This is a genomic window from Burkholderia sp. FERM BP-3421, from assembly GCF_028657905.1.
Lineage (GTDB): Bacteria > Pseudomonadota > Gammaproteobacteria > Burkholderiales > Burkholderiaceae > Burkholderia.
Genome location: NZ_CP117781.1, coordinates 2,660,581 through 2,677,629, shown reverse-complemented (window position 1 = coordinate 2,677,629; position 17,049 = coordinate 2,660,581). Strand labels below are relative to the sequence as shown.

General features: G+C 68.9%; 8 protein-coding genes and 1 pseudogene. 8 read left to right on the top strand and 1 reads right to left on the bottom strand.

What is annotated here, in order from left to right; translation table 11 throughout:
- Nucleotides 1–19: 19 nt before the first annotated feature.
- The 4 genes and pseudogenes from Bsp3421_RS14675 to Bsp3421_RS14660 all read left to right on the top strand — a co-directional run.
- Nucleotides 20–1,141 (top strand): glycosyltransferase, encoded by a 1,122-nt coding sequence (locus tag Bsp3421_RS14675; RefSeq protein WP_273996667.1) that lies wholly within the window; start codon nucleotides 20–22, stop codon nucleotides 1,139–1,141.
- On the top strand, nucleotides 1,138–2,610 hold the full coding sequence (locus Bsp3421_RS14670) for a glucose-6-phosphate isomerase (protein WP_273996666.1): 1,473 nt from the start codon (nucleotides 1,138–1,140) through the stop codon (nucleotides 2,608–2,610). The genes Bsp3421_RS14675 and Bsp3421_RS14670 overlap by 4 nt, the downstream gene beginning before the upstream one ends.
- Nucleotides 2,607–3,788 carry a glycosyltransferase family 4 protein gene (locus tag Bsp3421_RS14665; RefSeq protein ID WP_273996665.1) on the top strand — a complete coding sequence of 394 codons (1,182 nt, stop codon included), beginning with the start codon at nucleotides 2,607–2,609 and terminating at the stop codon, nucleotides 3,786–3,788. The genes Bsp3421_RS14670 and Bsp3421_RS14665 overlap by 4 nt, the downstream gene beginning before the upstream one ends.
- Nucleotides 3,785–4,947 (top strand): annotated as a pseudogene (locus tag Bsp3421_RS14660) (glycosyltransferase family 4 protein); the annotation flags it as partial. The gene Bsp3421_RS14665 and the pseudogene Bsp3421_RS14660, both read left to right, overlap by 4 nt.
- A 571-nt stretch (nucleotides 4,948–5,518) precedes the next feature.
- On the opposite strand, the gene Bsp3421_RS14655 reads toward Bsp3421_RS14660, so the two are convergent.
- A complete protein-coding gene (locus Bsp3421_RS14655; protein WP_273996664.1) occupies nucleotides 5,519–5,914 on the bottom strand; it encodes a hypothetical protein in 396 nt (131 codons plus the stop codon).
- 9 nt (nucleotides 5,915–5,923) lie between these two features.
- Between Bsp3421_RS14655 and Bsp3421_RS14650 the strand changes: the two genes are divergently transcribed.
- The 4 genes from Bsp3421_RS14650 (at nucleotide 5,924) to Bsp3421_RS14635 (ending at nucleotide 17,030) form a co-directional block, all read left to right on the top strand.
- Nucleotides 5,924–6,610 (top strand): hypothetical protein, encoded by a 687-nt coding sequence (locus Bsp3421_RS14650; RefSeq protein WP_273996663.1) that lies wholly within the window; start codon nucleotides 5,924–5,926, stop codon nucleotides 6,608–6,610.
- Nucleotides 6,611–6,710: 100 nt separating this feature from the next.
- Nucleotides 6,711–7,340, top strand: a complete 630-nt coding sequence (locus Bsp3421_RS14645) for a hypothetical protein (RefSeq protein ID WP_273996662.1) — start codon at nucleotides 6,711–6,713, stop codon at nucleotides 7,338–7,340.
- A gap of 284 nt (nucleotides 7,341–7,624) precedes the next feature.
- Nucleotides 7,625–14,842, top strand: a complete 7,218-nt coding sequence (locus Bsp3421_RS14640; protein ID WP_273996661.1) for a S8 family serine peptidase — start codon at nucleotides 7,625–7,627, stop codon at nucleotides 14,840–14,842.
- A 61-nt stretch (nucleotides 14,843–14,903) separates the two neighbouring features.
- Nucleotides 14,904–17,030, top strand: coding sequence for a type I secretion system permease/ATPase (locus Bsp3421_RS14635; protein WP_273996660.1), 2,127 nt, complete (start codon nucleotides 14,904–14,906; stop codon nucleotides 17,028–17,030).
- Nucleotides 17,031–17,049 lie beyond the last annotated feature (19 nt).

Here is a 17,049-nt window from a genome sequence, read left to right as displayed (position 1 = left end):
CCGGAACCGGAGGAGGCGCATGAACGCGACCAAGGTCCATGTTCACTTGTTTCATGGCGCGGATCCGCGCACCTATCGCCGGGGCGACGGCATCGGCTGCCTGTACGGCTATCACCACGCGGAGTCGGCCGAGTTCGCGCTCAGCTACTCGCGCGACGCGCGCGAAGGCCGGCTCGTGGGCCTCGCGCGGCGCGCGGCGAAGGCGCTGCTCGGCTTCGACCTGCTGCATGCGTGGCGCAATCGCGCGGCGCTGCTCGCGAGCGACGTGATCTGGACGCACACCGAGCACGAGCATCTCGCGGCCGCGCTGGTGTTGCGGCTCGCGGGCGCGCGCGGCCGCCGGCCGCTGCTGCTCGCGCAGAGCGTGTGGCTGTTCGATCGCTGGCGCGACTACGGCCTCGCGCGGCGCGCCCTGTATCGCTGGCTGCTCGCGCGCGCGGATGTGCTGACGACGCTCGCGCGCGACAATGCCGCGCTGTGCCGCCGCTATCTGGGGCGCGAGGCCGAGCACGTGTACTACGGGCTGAACACGCAGGACTTCCCGATCCGGCCGCCCCAGGCATGGACGCCGCATCGGCCGCTGCGCATCGCGGCGATCGGCAACGACCGCGATCGCGATTGGCGAACCTTCGTGACGGCGTTCGGCCACGACGCGCGCTACGACGTGCGGCTCGCGACCCGGCGGCGCGTGCCGCGCGCGCTGCGCGCGCCGAACATCGCGATCGGGCCGGCGGCGGGCATCGCGCAACAGCGCGCGCTGTACGAGTGGGCCGATCTGATCGTGGTGCCGCTGCGCCCGAACCACCACGCATCGGGCATCACCGTGATGCTGGAGGCGGCGGCGCTCGGCAAGCCGATGATCGTCACGCAGGTCGGCGGATTGCGCGACTATTTTCCGCGCGGCACGGCAACCTATGTGCCGCCGTTCCATCCGCGCGCGCTGCGGCGCGCGGCCGATGCGCTCGCGGCACAGCCGGCCCGCGCGCTGGCGCGTGCGCAGGCTGCTGCCGCGCGGCTCGAACGCGCCGCGCTGACGACCCGGCAGTTCGCCGAACAGCATGCGCGCCTGACGCGCGCGCTGCTGGCCCGCCGCGCCGGCGCGACCGCGCCTGCCGCCGCGCCGGGCGGAGCGGGCCGATGACGGCGCACGCCCCGCGTCTCGCGTCCGCGCGCCGCGCCGGCCTCGGCCGGTTCGCGGGCGATCCGGTCCACTGGGCCGCGCAGGCGGCGCTGTGGGGCCTCACCGCCGTGCTGATCGCCGCGCACCAGGGCACGGTGCTGACCTACGCGTTTCCGTGCCTGTCGGTCGCGGCGGGCCTGTGGCTGTACGTGCGCAGCCCGGCGCGCTACGTGGGCTTCATGTGGTGGCTGTGGTTCCTCGCGCCCGAGGTGCGGCGGCTCGCCGACTGGACGCGCGGCGCGTACACGCCGACCAGTCTGATCCAGATCGCGCCGCTCGCGGTCACGATGATCGCGGCGCTCGGGCTCGTGCGCCACTACCGCGTGCTGGCCGAGCGGCGCGGCCTGCCGGTGCTGCTGATCCTGCTCGGGCTCGGCTACGCGTACCTGGTGGGCGTCGTGTCGAGCGGGCCGCTCGCCGCGACCTACGATCTCGCGAACTGGATGTATCCGGTGCTGATCGGCTTCCACATCATCGTGCACGCGCGCGACTACCCGGCCTATCGCGAGACGATCCTGGCCGCGTTCGTCGAGGGCATGCTGGTGATGGGCGTCTACGGCATCGTGCAGTTCTTCGTGATGCCGCAATGGGACGTGCTGTGGATGCTCGGTTCGCAGATGAACTCGCAGGGCGATCCGGTGCCGTACGGCGTGCGCGTGTTCAGCACGATGAACTCATCGGGCCCGTTCGCATTCGCGATGATGGGCGCGCTCGTGTTCGTGCTCGCGGCCGACGGCCGGCTGCGCTGGCTCGCGGGCGCGGCGGGCTTCGTCGCGTTCAGCCTGTGTCTCGTGCGCTCGACTTGGGGCGGCTGGGTGATCGCGCTCGCGATCCAGCTCGCGAAATCGACCAACCGGGTGCGCCTGCGGCTGTTCGCGAGCGCGCTGGTGCTGGCCGGGCTGTGCGTGCCGCTGCTGACGGTGGGGCCGGTCGCCGACCGCCTGGGCCAGCGCCTGCAGTCGATCTCGAACCTCAAGGACGATCGCAGCTACGACGATCGCAGCAAGTTCTACGCGAGCTTCGCGCAGACCGCGTTCACCGACGTCGCGGGCGAAGGACTCGGCGCGACCGGCACCTCGACGCGCCTGTCGAGCGACGGCGGAGAGCTGGGCAAGTACGGCAGCTTCGACAGCGGCGTGATGAACGTGCCGTTCGTGCTCGGCTGGCCGGGCACGCTGCTGTATCTCGCCGGCACCCTGTGGCTGCTCGGCCGCGCGGTGCGCGCGTCGTTCGCGCTGCGCCGCGACCGCTTCGTTTCCGCCTGCCTGAGCCTGAGCCTGTCGGTGTTCGCGATGCTGGTGTTCACCAATTCGCTGATCGGCACGGGCGGCCTGCTGCTGTTCATGAGCATCAGCGCGATCTTGTCCGCGGCGCACTGGCGCAAGCTGCAGCGCCGGCACGTCGCGCTTTCGTCGGGAGTCGACCAGTGAGAATCGCCATCGTCACGCATGTCGTGCGTCACAACGACGGACAGGGCCGGGTGAACTACGAGATCGCCCGCGCGGCACTCGCCGAGCGCTGCGAGGTGACGCTCGTCGCGTCGCACGTCGCGCCCGAGCTGCTCGACGATCCGCGGGTGCGCTGGATCCCGGTGCGGGTGGGGCGCGGCTGGCCCTCGAACCTGGTGCGGCAGCAGGTGTTCGCGCTCAAGAGCGCGTGGTGGCTGCGCCGGCATCGCGCCGACTACGACCTGCTGCACGTCAACGGCTTCATCTCGTGGGTGCGCGCCGACGTCAACACCGCGCACTTCGTGCACGGCGGCTGGCTCGCGAGCCCCAGCTATCCGTACCGGCTGACGCGCGGGCCGTGGTCGGCGTATCAGTTCCTCTATACCTGGCTGAACGCGCGCTTCGAGCGCTGGGCCTACCGGCGCGCGCGCGCGATCACGGCGGTGTCGGCCAAGGTGGCGGGCGAGATCCGGGACGCGGGGATCGACGCCGCGCGCATCGGCGTGATCCACAACGGCGTCGATCTCGATGCGTTCGCGCGCGCGCGGCCGGACCGGCGCGCGTTCGGGCTGCCCGAGGATGCGTTCCTGCTGCTGTTTGTCGGCGACCTGCGCACGCCGCGCAAGAACCTCGGCACCGTGCTGCGCGCGCTCGCGCAACTGCCGCCGCACGTGCATCTCGCGGTGGCGGGCTATCTGCCGGGCAGCCCGTATCCGGCCGAGGCGCGCGCGCTCGGGCTCGATGCGCGCGTGCATTTCCTCGGGCTGGTGGGCGCGATGCCCGTGCTGATGGCGTCGGCCGATGCCTACGTGTTTCCGTCGCGCTACGAGGCGATGAGCCTGTCGCTGCTCGAGGCGATGGCGGCGGGGCTGCCGGTGGTGACCGCGCGCAGCGCGGGCGGCGCGGAAATCATCACGCCCGCGTGCGGGATCGTGCTCGACGATCCCGACGACACGGCCGCGCTCGCGCGCGCGCTGGCCCGCCTCGCGAACGCGCGCGACGCCTGCCGCGAGATGGGCCGCGCGGCGCGCGCGCGGGTCGCCGATTTCAGCTGGGCGCGCATGGGCGCGCAGTACCTCGCGCTGTACCGGCGGCTGGCGCGCGGCGCGCGGCCGACGCCGGCCACGAAACCTCAGGTGACGCAGGAGCACGCGCGATGACGGATCCCTCCCCGACGATCAAATCCTTGCAGATCGGCATGCATTGGTTTCCCGAACGGGCAGGCGGGCTCGACCGGATGTACCACGCGCTTGTCGGCGCGCTGCCGGGGGCGGGGGTCGCGGTGCGCGGCGTGGTGGCCGGCTCCGCGCAGGTCGCGACCGACACGGGCGGCGCGATCCACGGCTTCGGGCCGGCGGGCGGCTCGCTGCCGCGCCGCATGCTGGCCGCGCGGCAGGCGCTGCGCGAGGTGGTGCGGGTGGAGCGGCCGGACGTGGTGTCGTCGCATTTCGCGCTCTACACGTTCCCGGGCCTCGACGTCACGCGCGGCATCCCGCAGGTCTCGCATTTCCAGGGGCCGTGGGCGGACGAAAGCCAGGTCGAGGGAGCGGCCGTGCTCGGCCGCCGCGCGAAGTACTACGTCGAGCAGACCGTGTACGCGCGCTCGACGCGGCTGATCGTGCTGTCGCGCGCGTTCGGGGAGATCCTCACGTCGCGCTACGGGATCGATCCGGCGCGGGTGCGGGTGGTGCCGGGCTGCGTCGACACCGCGCAGTTCGATGTGCCGATCACCACGGCGGACGCGCGCCGCCGGCTGCAATTGCCGCCCGATCGGCCGATCGTGCTGGCGGTGCGACGCCTCGTGCGGCGGATGGGGCTGGAGGATCTGATCGACGCGATCGACATCGTGCGCCGGCGGTGTCCGGACGTGCTGCTGTTGATCGCGGGCAAGGGGCCGCTCACGGCCGAACTGAAGGCGCGCATCGACGCGGCGGGGCTCGACGGCCACGTGACGCTGCTCGGCTTCGTGCCGGACGCGCATCTGGCGACGCTGTACCGCGCGGCGACGCTGAGCGTCGTGCCGACCGTCGCGCTGGAAGGCTTCGGGCTGATCACGGTGGAATCGCTGGCGACGGGCACGCCGGTGCTGGTCACGCCGGTCGGCGGGCTGCCGGAGGCGGTGGCGGGGCTGTCCGACGCGCTCGTGCTGCCGGGCGGCGGGGCGGGCGCGATCGCGGAGGGCGTGCGCGATGCGTTGTCGGGCGCGCTTGCGTTGCCCGATGCGCGCGCGTGCCGCCGTTACGCGCGCGAGCATTTCGACAATGCGGTCATCGCGCGGCGCGTGGCGGGGTGTACGAGGAGGCGATCCGGGCGGCGGGTAGGCGGGGCGGCTTGGTAGGGGCGATCGAGGGAGGCGCGGCGGGTCGTGGCGGCCGGACGGAGTGATGTTTCGGTGAGTGAGCCGATGCGCGCCCGCCGCGATCCGGCCTGGGGCATGGGCACGTTCGGCACGCCGCTTGCCGGACACGATGCCGAATAGAGCCGCTTCTCGGCGCGGACGCCGAGCGATTCCGCGGGACGGGATCAGGACGCATTTGAGCGCCGGCTTGAGGCGATGGAAGGCGAGGAGCGCAGGGTGGCGTGGCCGGGCCGCCGGCCCAGAGAGGCGTGCGCGGGGATTGGACACGTCGATTGCGCGGGGCTGGAAGCGAACTTCCTTGTGTTCATTGCCCTGGATTATTACGAATCACAGTGGAATGACGCTTTCATGGCGCTGAACATTGCTCGCGGGATATTTTTCTGTCAGTTTCTACAGCTTGCCAAAAGCATATAGTTGTAGTTAATATTACCGATTATTACGATCTGATTGGATCTTGGCTGCAGTGTGCCATTGAAATTGATGTGCACATCACGAATTAACTTTCAATCGCCTTTCAATTGCGGCATATAACTACAAGGCGTGTTGATTCGCGAGCGGGCGCAATGCGTGCCGCTGGTTGCCAAAAAGATCTTGTTTGCCACCTTCCGCGTTGCGGAAGGAATCCGAGGGCCATTTCAAGATGTTGTTGATTGCAGCGGCGGGCAGCGTAGCTGTCCGCCGCTTCTTCTTTTGCGCGTTCGCCACGGGGGTGGGCGGCGCGAATCCCTTCGATCGAGGTTCGGCATCGTGCCGTGCGCAGCGCATGGCGGACGGGCCGCGCGTGCGGCTATGGCAGGTCGGCGGGCGATCTACCGGGGTGGGCATTCCGAGGGCGGGGAATGGGCATCGCTGGTTCAGGTGCGGCGACGCGTGAATGTCCGTGCGCGGTTCGTTCAGCTTATCGCTTCGGGTCACTGCCAATTCCATCATCGATTCATGATTTTCATTTCAACCATCGCGCGCGCGTTCTCGCGCGCCTTTGTCGCGTGGGCCGCGCTCGGCGCGGCGAGCGTGGGGCTGTCGGGTTGTCAGTTGCTGGCGGCTCCGGTTGCCGGCGCGATGACGCTTGCCAACGTCATGGATCAACGTTCGCAGAACCGGCATGCGAAGCGGATCTGGGATGACGAGCGGGCTTATGTGAAGACGCTTCAGGCGAACGGCGATCCGCTGGGGGATTACCTGTATGCGATCGGGAATGCGCAAGGGTGGATCAAGGACACCCGCGATCCGGTGGAGATCGTCGGTTGGCTCCAGAAAGCCGCGGATAGGGGTTCCAGCGATGCAATGATCATGTTGGGGTTCTACTACTTCGATGCGGTCATCCCGTTAGACGGAAATTTCAAGCGTTTGTCGGCAGACAAGGTTGACCGGGTACTCGGAGAAAAGCTCGTGCGCGAGGGGGTTGCACGTCGCTGTACGTATGCCGTGCCGAGCCCCTCCGGGGAATGGGTTCGCCTTGAATACACGTCGGCTGCGCGGTGGATGGCGATGGTTTATCGGAACGGGATGGACGAAAAGGTCGGACCTCACGAATACCGGATAGTCATTCCAAAAAATCCGGCTCTCGAGCAGGAATGGCTCGACATCGACGTACGTTGCCGCGCAACGGCGTTTATTGGTTAAACATGGATCAAAGCAAAGCATGCGTAAGGATTCCAGACGAATGTGCGGAACAGGGCGCAATGTGATGAGGCACGCGTTGTCGGCTATCGCTACGCCCGTCATGTTGGCCATGACAGTAGCGCTATCCGGCTGCCAACTGGCAGCCGCGCCGGTTGCCGGCGTGATGACGCTCGCCAATGCGGCGGACCAGCGGTCGCAGAACCGGCACGCGAAGCAGCTGTGGGATGACGAGCGCGCGCGCGTGAAGGCGCTGCAGGCGAGCGGGGACCCGATGGGGGACTACCTGTATGCGATCGGCAATGCGCAAGGCTGGATCCAGGATACGAACGATCCGGTAAAAATCGTTGAACTGCTGCGGAAAGCTGCCGACAAGGGTTCGAGCGACGCGATGATCATGCTTGGCTTCTATTACTTCGACGACACGATTCCGCTGGATGTGGGGGTTGCTCGCGTGCCCGGCAGCATGGTGGATCGAGCGCTTGGGGAGAGCCTGATCCGAGCCGGCATCAAGGTGCGCTGCACCTATGCTAGACCGGTCGCGCGACGGGACGGCGTGTATCTGAAATATGCGTCTGCCGCGGCGATCATGAAATACGCCTACCGTGACGGCGTCTATAAAACGGACGCATCGAGCCGGAATAGCGTGGTCCTGGTGCCTAGGAATCCTCACCTGGAGAGAGTGTGGAGCGAGTTGGACGACCAGTGTCGTGCCACTGCATTCATTGGGTAAATATCTAAACAATAACTTGTATGAACAACAAAACAATACCGGATCAAGCCGTGGGAATGAAGATTGCGGCGTGGGCATATCCGAGGGCCAAGAATGCATCGCCGGACGAACATACGATGGATGGGGACTGGGTTGATATCCGCGAAATCGGGGATATGGAGCAGTATCTGAAAGAAGGATATGGAGATCAGTTCAACAGTGGCGGTACGCTCGAAAATCGTTTTGCGGTTGCACTGAATCGGGAGACGAAACAGATCGTCATCGCCTTCAAGGGTTCAGACGCATTGTCGAACTGGGTTTCCGATCTGACCAACGGCGGCGCGAGCGAATACCGGAAGATCGTCGATCAGGCGCAGTCGGTGTACGACAGCGTGAAGGGTCTCGACATCTTCAAGGGCTACACCTTCTCCACCACCGGCCACAGCCTCGGCGGCAGCATGGCGCAGATGTTCGCGCTGAAGAACGGCCTCGACACGCAGGTCTACAACAGCCTGCCGCTCGCGAAGTCGCTGATCGACGCCGGCTATTTCGGCAATCGCAACATCGGCGAAGTCATCGCCGCGTATCAGTCCGCCGGCCACGTCGCGTCGGATGTGCGCATGCCCAACGACATCGCGACCTTCTTCTATCAGGCGCCCGTGTGGGGCCCCTACCTGTCGCAATCGATGTCGCAGCCCGTCACCTACCTGCCGGGTGCGTACTTGCCCGTGGCGGCCAAGACGATCGCGATCACCGGCCTGCTGCCGTTCGCGCTGCCCGCCTTCGGGATCGACCACACGATGGGCGCGATGTTCGACGCCGCGGCCGGGCTGAGCATCGGCGCGGACGGCCGCTTCGCGCTGCCCGCGGGCGACACCAACGGTTTCGTGGCGGTGCCGGCGTCGGCGCGCGAATACCTGTCGAATCTGAGCACGAGCCCCATCGCGAACGTGCAGTCGGGCCTCGACAACAGCTTCACGGTTACGCGCCAGGACGGCTCGCAGCAATGGCTGAAGGTCGACGCCGCAACGGGTGACACGCTGCTCCAGCAGGCGACCCCGCTCGGCGTGAGCGAACTGACGATCCACCGCAACGGCGCATACACCGAAGTCACGCGTCGCCAGGACGGCGCGTTCGGCGAACACACGGTCAGCGCGCTCGGCGACATCGTCGGCTATCGCCCGCTGCTGCCGAAGGGCATCGCGCTGGCCCCGGACCAGTTCTACGTCGACGCGTCGACCAACAACCTCGACACCGTCTCCGCGCTGACGGGCATCTCGGTATCCACGCTGATGGGCGTGAACGGCGGGCTCGGGCTGTCGTCCGGCGCGCAGGCGATCGGCGTCGGCAAGATCATCCAGCTGTCCGCGCCGACCAACCTGATCAACATCGACATCAACACGAATCCGCAGCCGCAATCCGGTTCGCTCGGCGAGGGCAAGGCCGCGCAGGACGTGCGCAACGGCTTCGTGCAGAACAGCGCGACCAGCAAGATCTCGTTCTCCGACAACACGCTGAACCGCACCGACTTCGCCTCCGCGCAGATGGGCAGCCTCGCGTCGGGCGGCATCCGGCCGGGTGAGTTCCAGCTCGATCCGAACGCGAAGCCGGGCGCGTATCTCGGGCAGTTCTACACCGATCCGGGCGCGACCGGCCGGCCCAACGCGAGCGGCCTGAACGCAGCGGTGCTGAACGGCCTGTCGGCGATGACCACCTTCAACACCTACATCGATCCGATCCTGCTCGACCTGACCGGCAACGGCGCGAAGACGACCGGCATCGAGGACGGCGTGCTGTTCGACGTCGATCACAGCGGCACGCTCAAGCGTACCGGCTGGGCCGACGCCGGCACCGGGATGCTGGTGGTCGACGCGGGCGGCGGACAGATCACGAATGCGAGCCAGATGCTGTCCGAGTACTTCGGCGGCGCGGCGGGCGCGAACGGCGCGGCGGGCCAGGCGCGCTTCAAGGACGGCTTCGGCGCGCTCGACAGCGTCGATGCGAATCACGACGGCGTGCTCGATCGCAACGATCCGAGCTGGTCGACGCTGCGCGTGTGGGTCGACGCGAATCATGACGGCAAGTCCGCGCCGGGCGAACTGAAGACGCTCGACGCACTCGGCATCACGCAGATCCAGGTGAAGCCGGTCTCGCGCAGCGCGGGCGAGACGCAGAACGGCAACGAGGTGCTCGGGCGCGGCACCTTCACGATGAACGGCGCGACGCGTCAGATGATGGCCGTGAACTTCCTCGCCGATCCGGTGGGCAACACCTTCACGGCGGTCGACGGCGGCGCGAAGGTCACGTCGACGACGGGCGGCGCGACCCGCACCGCGTTCACCAGCGCGGCGACCGCGAGCGAGACGCTCGACGCGGCGAAGCTCGGCGTCGACAACGTCTACGCCGGCAGCGGCGACACGACGCTGATCGCGGCGCCCACGGGCAGCTGGCTGGTCGGCGGCGGCGGCCACAACACCTATGAAGGCGGCGCGGGCGACGATGTGTTCGTGATCAGCGCGCGCGACAATCCCGACCGGATCCACGGCAACGGCGGACGCGACACCGCGATCGTGGTCGGCGACCAGGGCGTGACGCTGAATCTCGCGCACGCGGGCCTGACGATCGCCGAAGGCGGGCGCGGCGACGACGTGCTGGTGAGCGGCGGCAACCGCAGCGTGTTCCTCAAGGGCGGACAGGGCAACGCGACGCTGATCGGCGGCGGCGGCAACGACGTGCTGGTCGGCGGCTCGGGCCACAACACGATCGTCGGCGGCAGCGGCAAGGCGGTGATCTACGCCGGGCCGGCGGGCGACACGATCTATGCGTCCGCCACGGGCAGCGTGATCCACGCGGGCGGCGGCGCGGACCGCATCTTCGGCGGCGCGGGCGACGACGTGATCGAGGCGGGCCACGGCAACGCGTCGATCGACGGCGGCGGCGGCACCAACGTCGTGACGCTGCACGGCAGCCACGGCGACTACACGATCACGCGCACCGACGGCGGCTACACCGTCGCCGACCATCAGGCCGGCCGCGACGGCACGCTGACGCTGAAGAACGTGCAGAAGCTCAACTTCTCGGACATCTCGGCCGTCGATCTGACGCTGCCGAACCCGATGCCGGTCAACGATGCGCTGCGCGTCGACCAGGCGGGGCAGGCGTTCGACCACACCCGTGTGCACCTGATCGCGGCCGCGCAACTGCTCGCGAACGACCAGCGGCTGAACAGCCAGGGCGCGCTGAAGCTCGTCTCGGTCGGCGACGCGGTGGGCGGCACGGTCGCGCTGACGCCGGCGGGCGACGTGCTGTTCACGCCCGATGCCACGTACGCAGGGGTGATGAGCTTCAAATACGGCGTGACCGATGCGGCGGGCAACCCGGCCGCGACCGTGGTCGACCTGAACAGCGGCAAGACCGCGCCGATGCGCGCGACCGTCACGCTGTCGACGCCGGACATGCCGGCCGATCCGCTCGCGGCGCAGGAGTGGTATCTGAGCGACGCGAACGTGATTCCGGTGTGGCGCGACTACACCGGCAAGGGCGTGCGCATCGGCCAGTTCGAGCCGGGCGGCGAATTCTCGACGGGGCCCGAGATCCTCGACCTGCATCATCCGGATCTCGCGCCGAACATCGATCCGGCCTGGCTCGCGACCCAGCAGGGCAATGGCACGCTGCCGCAGGCGGTGTCGAACCACGCGACGATGGTCGCGGGCGTGATGGTCGCGGCGAACAACGGCCAGGGCGGCGTCGGCGTCGCCTATGACGCGACGATCGGCGGCCACTATCTCGCCAACAACGGCGCGGACCTGAGCGGGCTCGGCCACATGGTCAGCTACGACATCGCGAACAACAGCTGGGGCTTCACCAACGATTTCGCGCTGAGCAACTTGCAGAAGGGCAGCATCAACACCGAGAGCGCGCTGCTCGCGAATGCGCAGTACGCGGCGGACGCGGGCCGGGGCGGCCTCGGCACGGTGATCGTCGCGGCGGGCGGCAACGCGCGCGAGAAGGGCGGCAGCGCGCAAGGCTCGCTGACCGGCAACAACCGCTTCACGATCGAGGTCGGCGCGATCAACGCGCAGAGCGACCTGTCGACGCTGCAGCTCGGCTCCGCGCCGTTCTCGAATCCGGGCGCGAGCCTGCTCGTGTCCGCGCCCGGCAGCAATGTCGTGTCGACGAGTCACATCCTGGAGACCGATCGCGGCTCGACCTTCGGCAGCCAGTACAGCGACATGCAGGGCACGAGCTTCGCGACGCCGATCGTGTCGGGGGTCGTCGCGCTGATGTTGCAGGCGAATCCGAATCTCGGCTATCGCGACGTGCAGGAAATTCTCGCGTTGTCCGCGAAGGGCGTGCGCGACGGCGCGACGCAGTGGCGCGACAACGGCGCGCGCAACTGGAACGGCGGCGGCATGCATGCGAGCCACGACTACGGCTTCGGCGAGGTCGACGCGCGCGCGGCCGTGCGGCTCGCCGAATCGTGGGCGAAGCAGGGCACGGGCGCGAACGAACGCGTCTATGCCGGCACGAGCGGGCCGCTCGGCGCGACGGTTGCGTCGGGCGCGACCGCGCGCGCGACGCTCGCGATGCAGGCGGGCCTGTCGGTCCAGCACGCGGAGATCGATTTCGACGCGGAGGTCGGCCGGCTCGGCGACCTGACCGTGAAGCTGATCTCGCCGGACGGCACCGAGAGCATCCTGCTCGACCGCGCGGGCAAGGCGCCGGCGGGCGCGCCGGGCGCGAGCGCGGCCGATGCCGGCAGCACCCGCTCGGGAAGCTTCCGCTATACCTTCATGTCGACGCACGACTGGGGCGAGCGCTCGGCCGGCAACTGGACGCTCGAGGTGACCGACGCGGCGAACGGCCTGCCGGTCAAGCTCAATCAGTGGTCGCTGCGGCTCTACGGCGACCGCGCGAGCGCCGACGATACGTACTACTACACCGACGAGTATCGCGCGCAGGCGGCCGCGAATCCGGCGCGCGCGATCCTCGACGACGCGGCGAACGGCACGCGCGGCGGGCGCAATACGCTGAACGCGGCGGCGGTGTCGGGCGACACAACGGTCGATCTGACGACGGGCGTCGCGAGCATCGGCGGCGCGGCGCTGACGATCCGCGACCCCGGCGCGATCCAGAACATCGTGACGGGCGACGGCAACGACCGGCTCGTGGCGGGCGCGGCGGACGCGCTGCTCGACGGCGGGCGCGGCGCGAATACGCTGGTGGGCGGCGCGGGCCGCGATTTCTTCGTCGTGCACCGGCGCGCGGGCGGCCTCGATACGATCGAGAACTTCGACGCCGCGCGCGGCGAGACCATCGACCTGGTCGGTTTCGCGGGCCGGAAATTCGGCGATCTCGCGCTGACCCAGCAGGGCGCGGACGTGCAGATCGCGCTGGGCGACGGGCAGCGCATCATCGTCAAGGGGCAGCAGGCCGCGGCGCTCGATGCCGGGCGCTTCCTGTTCCAGGACAGCTTCATCGCGCCCGCGCACTACGTCGACAGCGCGGCGGGCGATGCGGCGCTGCCCGTTGCGGGCGGCACGGTGGTGCTGAACGGCGGCGCGCGCGGCGTGAGCTATTCGAGCGATGCGAACGGCCGGCTGGTCGCGTCGCTCGCGGGCACGGTCTACAGCCACGATGCGGCGAGTTCGGATACTTTCGTGATCGCGCGTCAGGACGGCGTGTCGAGTTATCACAACGCGCTGCGCGGCTTCCGCCACGGGATCGACAAGCTCGACCTGAGCGGGACCGGCGTGACGCGCTTCGACGATCTCGTGATCGCGCAGCAGAACCGCGCGACGATCAACGGGCTGTCGCAGATCCACGGCGTGAGCCTCGGCAGCAAGTCGCTCGGCACGGCGGCCGCGCCGCTCGAACTCGTGTATCTCGATGCGCTCGATCCGGCGCAACTGGGCGAGGGCGACTTCATCTTCGCGACGCCGACGCCGGATCACGCGGGCGTCGTGACGAAGCCGCCGGTCGCGGTCGATCCGTCGGGCGGCGATCCGTTGGGCGGCAATCCGGTCACGCCGGTCACGCCGGGCACGGGTAACCCGGTGCCGCCGATCGAGTGGCCGCCGGTGAAGATCCCGACGATTCCGACCACCCCCCCGGTCAAGGTCGATCCGATCGGACTGCCGCCGGTGACGATGCCGACCGGGCCGACGATCCCGCCGGTGAAGCTCGATCCGATCGATGTGACGCCGGTGAAGATTCCGCCGGTGAAGCTCGATCCGATCGATGTGACGCCGGTGAAGATCCCGCCGGTGAAGCTCGACCCGATCGATGTGACGCCGATCAAGATCCCGACGGTGCCGCCGATGCAGCCGCTCCCGCCGGTGAAGCTCGTGCCGGTCGATCTGACACCGGTGAAAATCCCGCCGGTCAAGGTCGACCCGATCACGCCGACCTTCCCCGCAGCGCCGACGCTGTCCGGCCGCGCGCCGACCGCGTGGATGGCCGATTCGGCCCAGCCCTGGACCAGCAATCCGTTGGCGTCGCTGTTCGCCGTGCCGCGCGACGAAGCCGTCAGCTACACGGTCAGTCTCGCGGACGGCGCACCGCTGCCGGCCTGGCTCGGCTATGACGCGGCGCAAGGCCGCCTGACGCTGTCGCCGGGCGCGGCCATGACCGGCCCGCTCGCGGTGAAGGTCAGGGCGACCACCGCATCGGGCCAGTCGGCGGAGTCGGCGCTCGAACTGCTGGTGCAGCCCGGCGTGCAGAAGGTCGGCGTGATGGCCAGGGTCGACGTCGCGGACAGTCAGGTCGCGATCGACCAGGGCGAGGCGATGTCGACCGTCACCGCGACGGGCGGCCGCCATGTGCTGCTGCAAGGCGGCACGTTCGGCTCGGCGACGCTGGGCGGATCGGGCGCGCACGCGGTCACGGCGACGGGCAGCGGCACGAAGCTGACCACGGGCGACGGCGACAGCACGATCGAGTTGCTCGGCTCCGGCGCGACGGTGACGGCAGGCGGCGGCAACAACCACGTGACGGGCAGCGACAGCAACGCGGCCATCACGCTCGGCAACGGCGACAACCATGTGACGGGCGCGTTCCGGCAACTGACGGTGGGCGCGGGCCGCAACGTGATCGACAGCACGGGGTCGCTCGCGACGCTGCGCCTCGGCGACGGTCACGACGTGGCGACCCTCAAGGGCGCGCTCGCGACGGTGCAGGTCGGCCACGGCACCTACGAGCTCGATTACGCGGGGAGCCTCGGCAAGCTCGCGTTCGGCGCGGAGGTCGGCGCGGAGCGTCTGTGGTTCCAGCATGCCGGCGACGATCTGCGCATTTCGGTGACGGGCAGCGCCGAGACCGTGACGCTGAAGAACTGGTATGCGTCGCAGCCGGATCGCCCGGGTTCGATCGTCGCGGGCGACGGCAAGACGCTGTCGGGGCTGAGCGTCGAGAGCCTGGTTCAGGCGATGGCGAGCTTCGCGCCGCCCGTTGCGGGCGCAACCGCCATCACGCCGGAGCAGCAGAAATCGCTGCAGCCGGTGCTGGCGGCCAACTGGCACTGACCGCGTCCGCCGCCGCCCCCGCCGGGGGCGGCGGCGTTTCGGCCTTTCTGTCTGATCGACGATGAACGACTTTCAATCGACTCCCTCCATGCCGGATGCCGGCCTCGCGGCGCTCGTGCTGATCGCGCAGTTCCACGGCCTCGCGACCGACGCCGACCAGCTGCGCCACGCGAGCGGGCTGCCGGACGGCGCGCTCGGCGCGGCCGACCTCGAACTGGCCGCGCGTTCGCTCGGCCTCAAGACCCGCCGCGTGCGGGCGAGCGTCGAGCGGCTCGCGGCGCTGCCGAAGCCCGCGCTGATGCTCGCCGGGGACGGCGCGCATTTCGTGCTGGCCGCGTGCGATGCCGGGAAAGCACTGATCGCGGAGGCGCACGCGCCGTCGCCGACGGTGTCCACGCCGGCCGACGTGATCGCGCGCACGGGCGGGCAGGTGCTGCTGGTCGCGTCGCGCGCGACGCTGGCCGGCGAATTCGCGCGCTTCGACTTCTCGTGGTTCATCCCGGCGGTGGTCAAGTACCGCCGCCTGCTGCTCGAAGTGCTGCTGGTGTCGGCGGTGCTGCAGGTGTTCGGGCTCGTGTCGCCGCTGATGTTCCAGGTGGTGATGGACAAGGTGCTGGTCAATCGCGCGTTCAACACGCTGAACGTGGTGTGCGTCGCGCTGCTCGTCAGCGCGGTGTTCGAAGTGGTGCTGAGCGGCGTGCGCAACTACGTGTTCGCGCATACCGCGAGCCGCATCGACGTCGAACTGGGCGCGCGGCTGTTCCGCCACCTGCTCGCGCTGCCGCTCGCCTACTTCGGCGCGCGGCGCGTCGGCGACACGGTCGCGCGCGTGCGCGAGCTGGAGAACATCCGCAGCTTCCTGACCGGGCAGGCGGTGACGGCGGTGATCGATCTGTTCTTCTCGATCATCTTCCTCGCCGTGATGTGCATGTACAGCGTGTGGCTCACGCTCGTCGTGGTGATCTCGCTGCCGGTGTACGCGGCGATCTCGATGGGCATCACGCCGGTGCTGCGCCGGCGCCTCGACGAGAAATTCGCGCGCACGGCCGACAACCAGTCGTTTCTCGTCGAGACCATCTCGGGCGTCGAGACCGTCAAGTCGATGGCGGTCGAGCCGCAGTTCACGCGGCGCTGGGACAACCAGCTGGCCGGTTACGTGTCGGCCGGTTTTCGCGTGACCTCGCTCGGCAATGTCGGGCAGCAGCTGATCCAGCTGGTCGGCAAGCTCGTGTCGCTCGTCACGCTCTATCTCGGCGCGCGCTTCGTGATCGAGGGCAAGCTGTCGGTGGGGCAGCTGGTCGCGTTCAACATGATGTCGCAGCACGTCGCCGCGCCGGTGCTGCGGCTCGCGCAGCTGTGGCAGGACTTCCAGCAGGTCGGGATCTCGATGAACCGGCTCGGCGACATCCTGAACACCCGCACCGAACTGTCGCAGAGCCGCCAGACGCTGCCCGCGGTGCGCGGCAACGTCAGCTTCCAGGACATCCGCTTCCGCTACCGGCCCGACGGCCCGACGATCCTCGACGGCGTGTCGCTCGACATCGCTGCGGGGCAGGTGATCGGCATCGTCGGCCGCTCGGGGTCGGGAAAGAGCACGCTGACCAAGCTGTTGCAGCGGCTCTACGTGCCCGAGCACGGGCGGGTGAGGATCGACGGCATCGATCTCGCGCTCGCCGATCCCGCATGGCTGCGCCGGCAGATCGGCGTGGTGCTGCAGGAGAACCTGCTGTTCAACCGCTCGATCCGCGAGAACATCGCGGTCACCGATCCCGGCGCGTCGCTCGACGTGGTGATCCGCGCGGCGCAGCTGGCCGGCGCGCACGAGTTCATCTCCGAGCTGCCGGAAGGCTATGACACGATGGTCGGCGAGCACGGCTCGAACCTGTCGGGCGGCCAGCGCCAGCGGATCGCGATCGCGCGCGCGCTGGTCACCAATCCGCGCATCCTGATCTTCGACGAGGCCACCAGCGCGCTCGACTTCGAGACCGAACGGATCATCCAGCACAACATGCAGGCGATGTGCGCGGGCCGCACCGTGATCATCATCGCGCACCGGCTCACCTCGGTGCGCCATGCGCACCACATCGTCGCGATGGACCGGGGCCGCATCGTCGAGAGCGGCACGCACGACACGCTGCTCGGCCTGCAGGGTTACTACGCTCACCTGGTGTCGCTGCAACATGCATGACGCCGCTTTTCGCCACGAC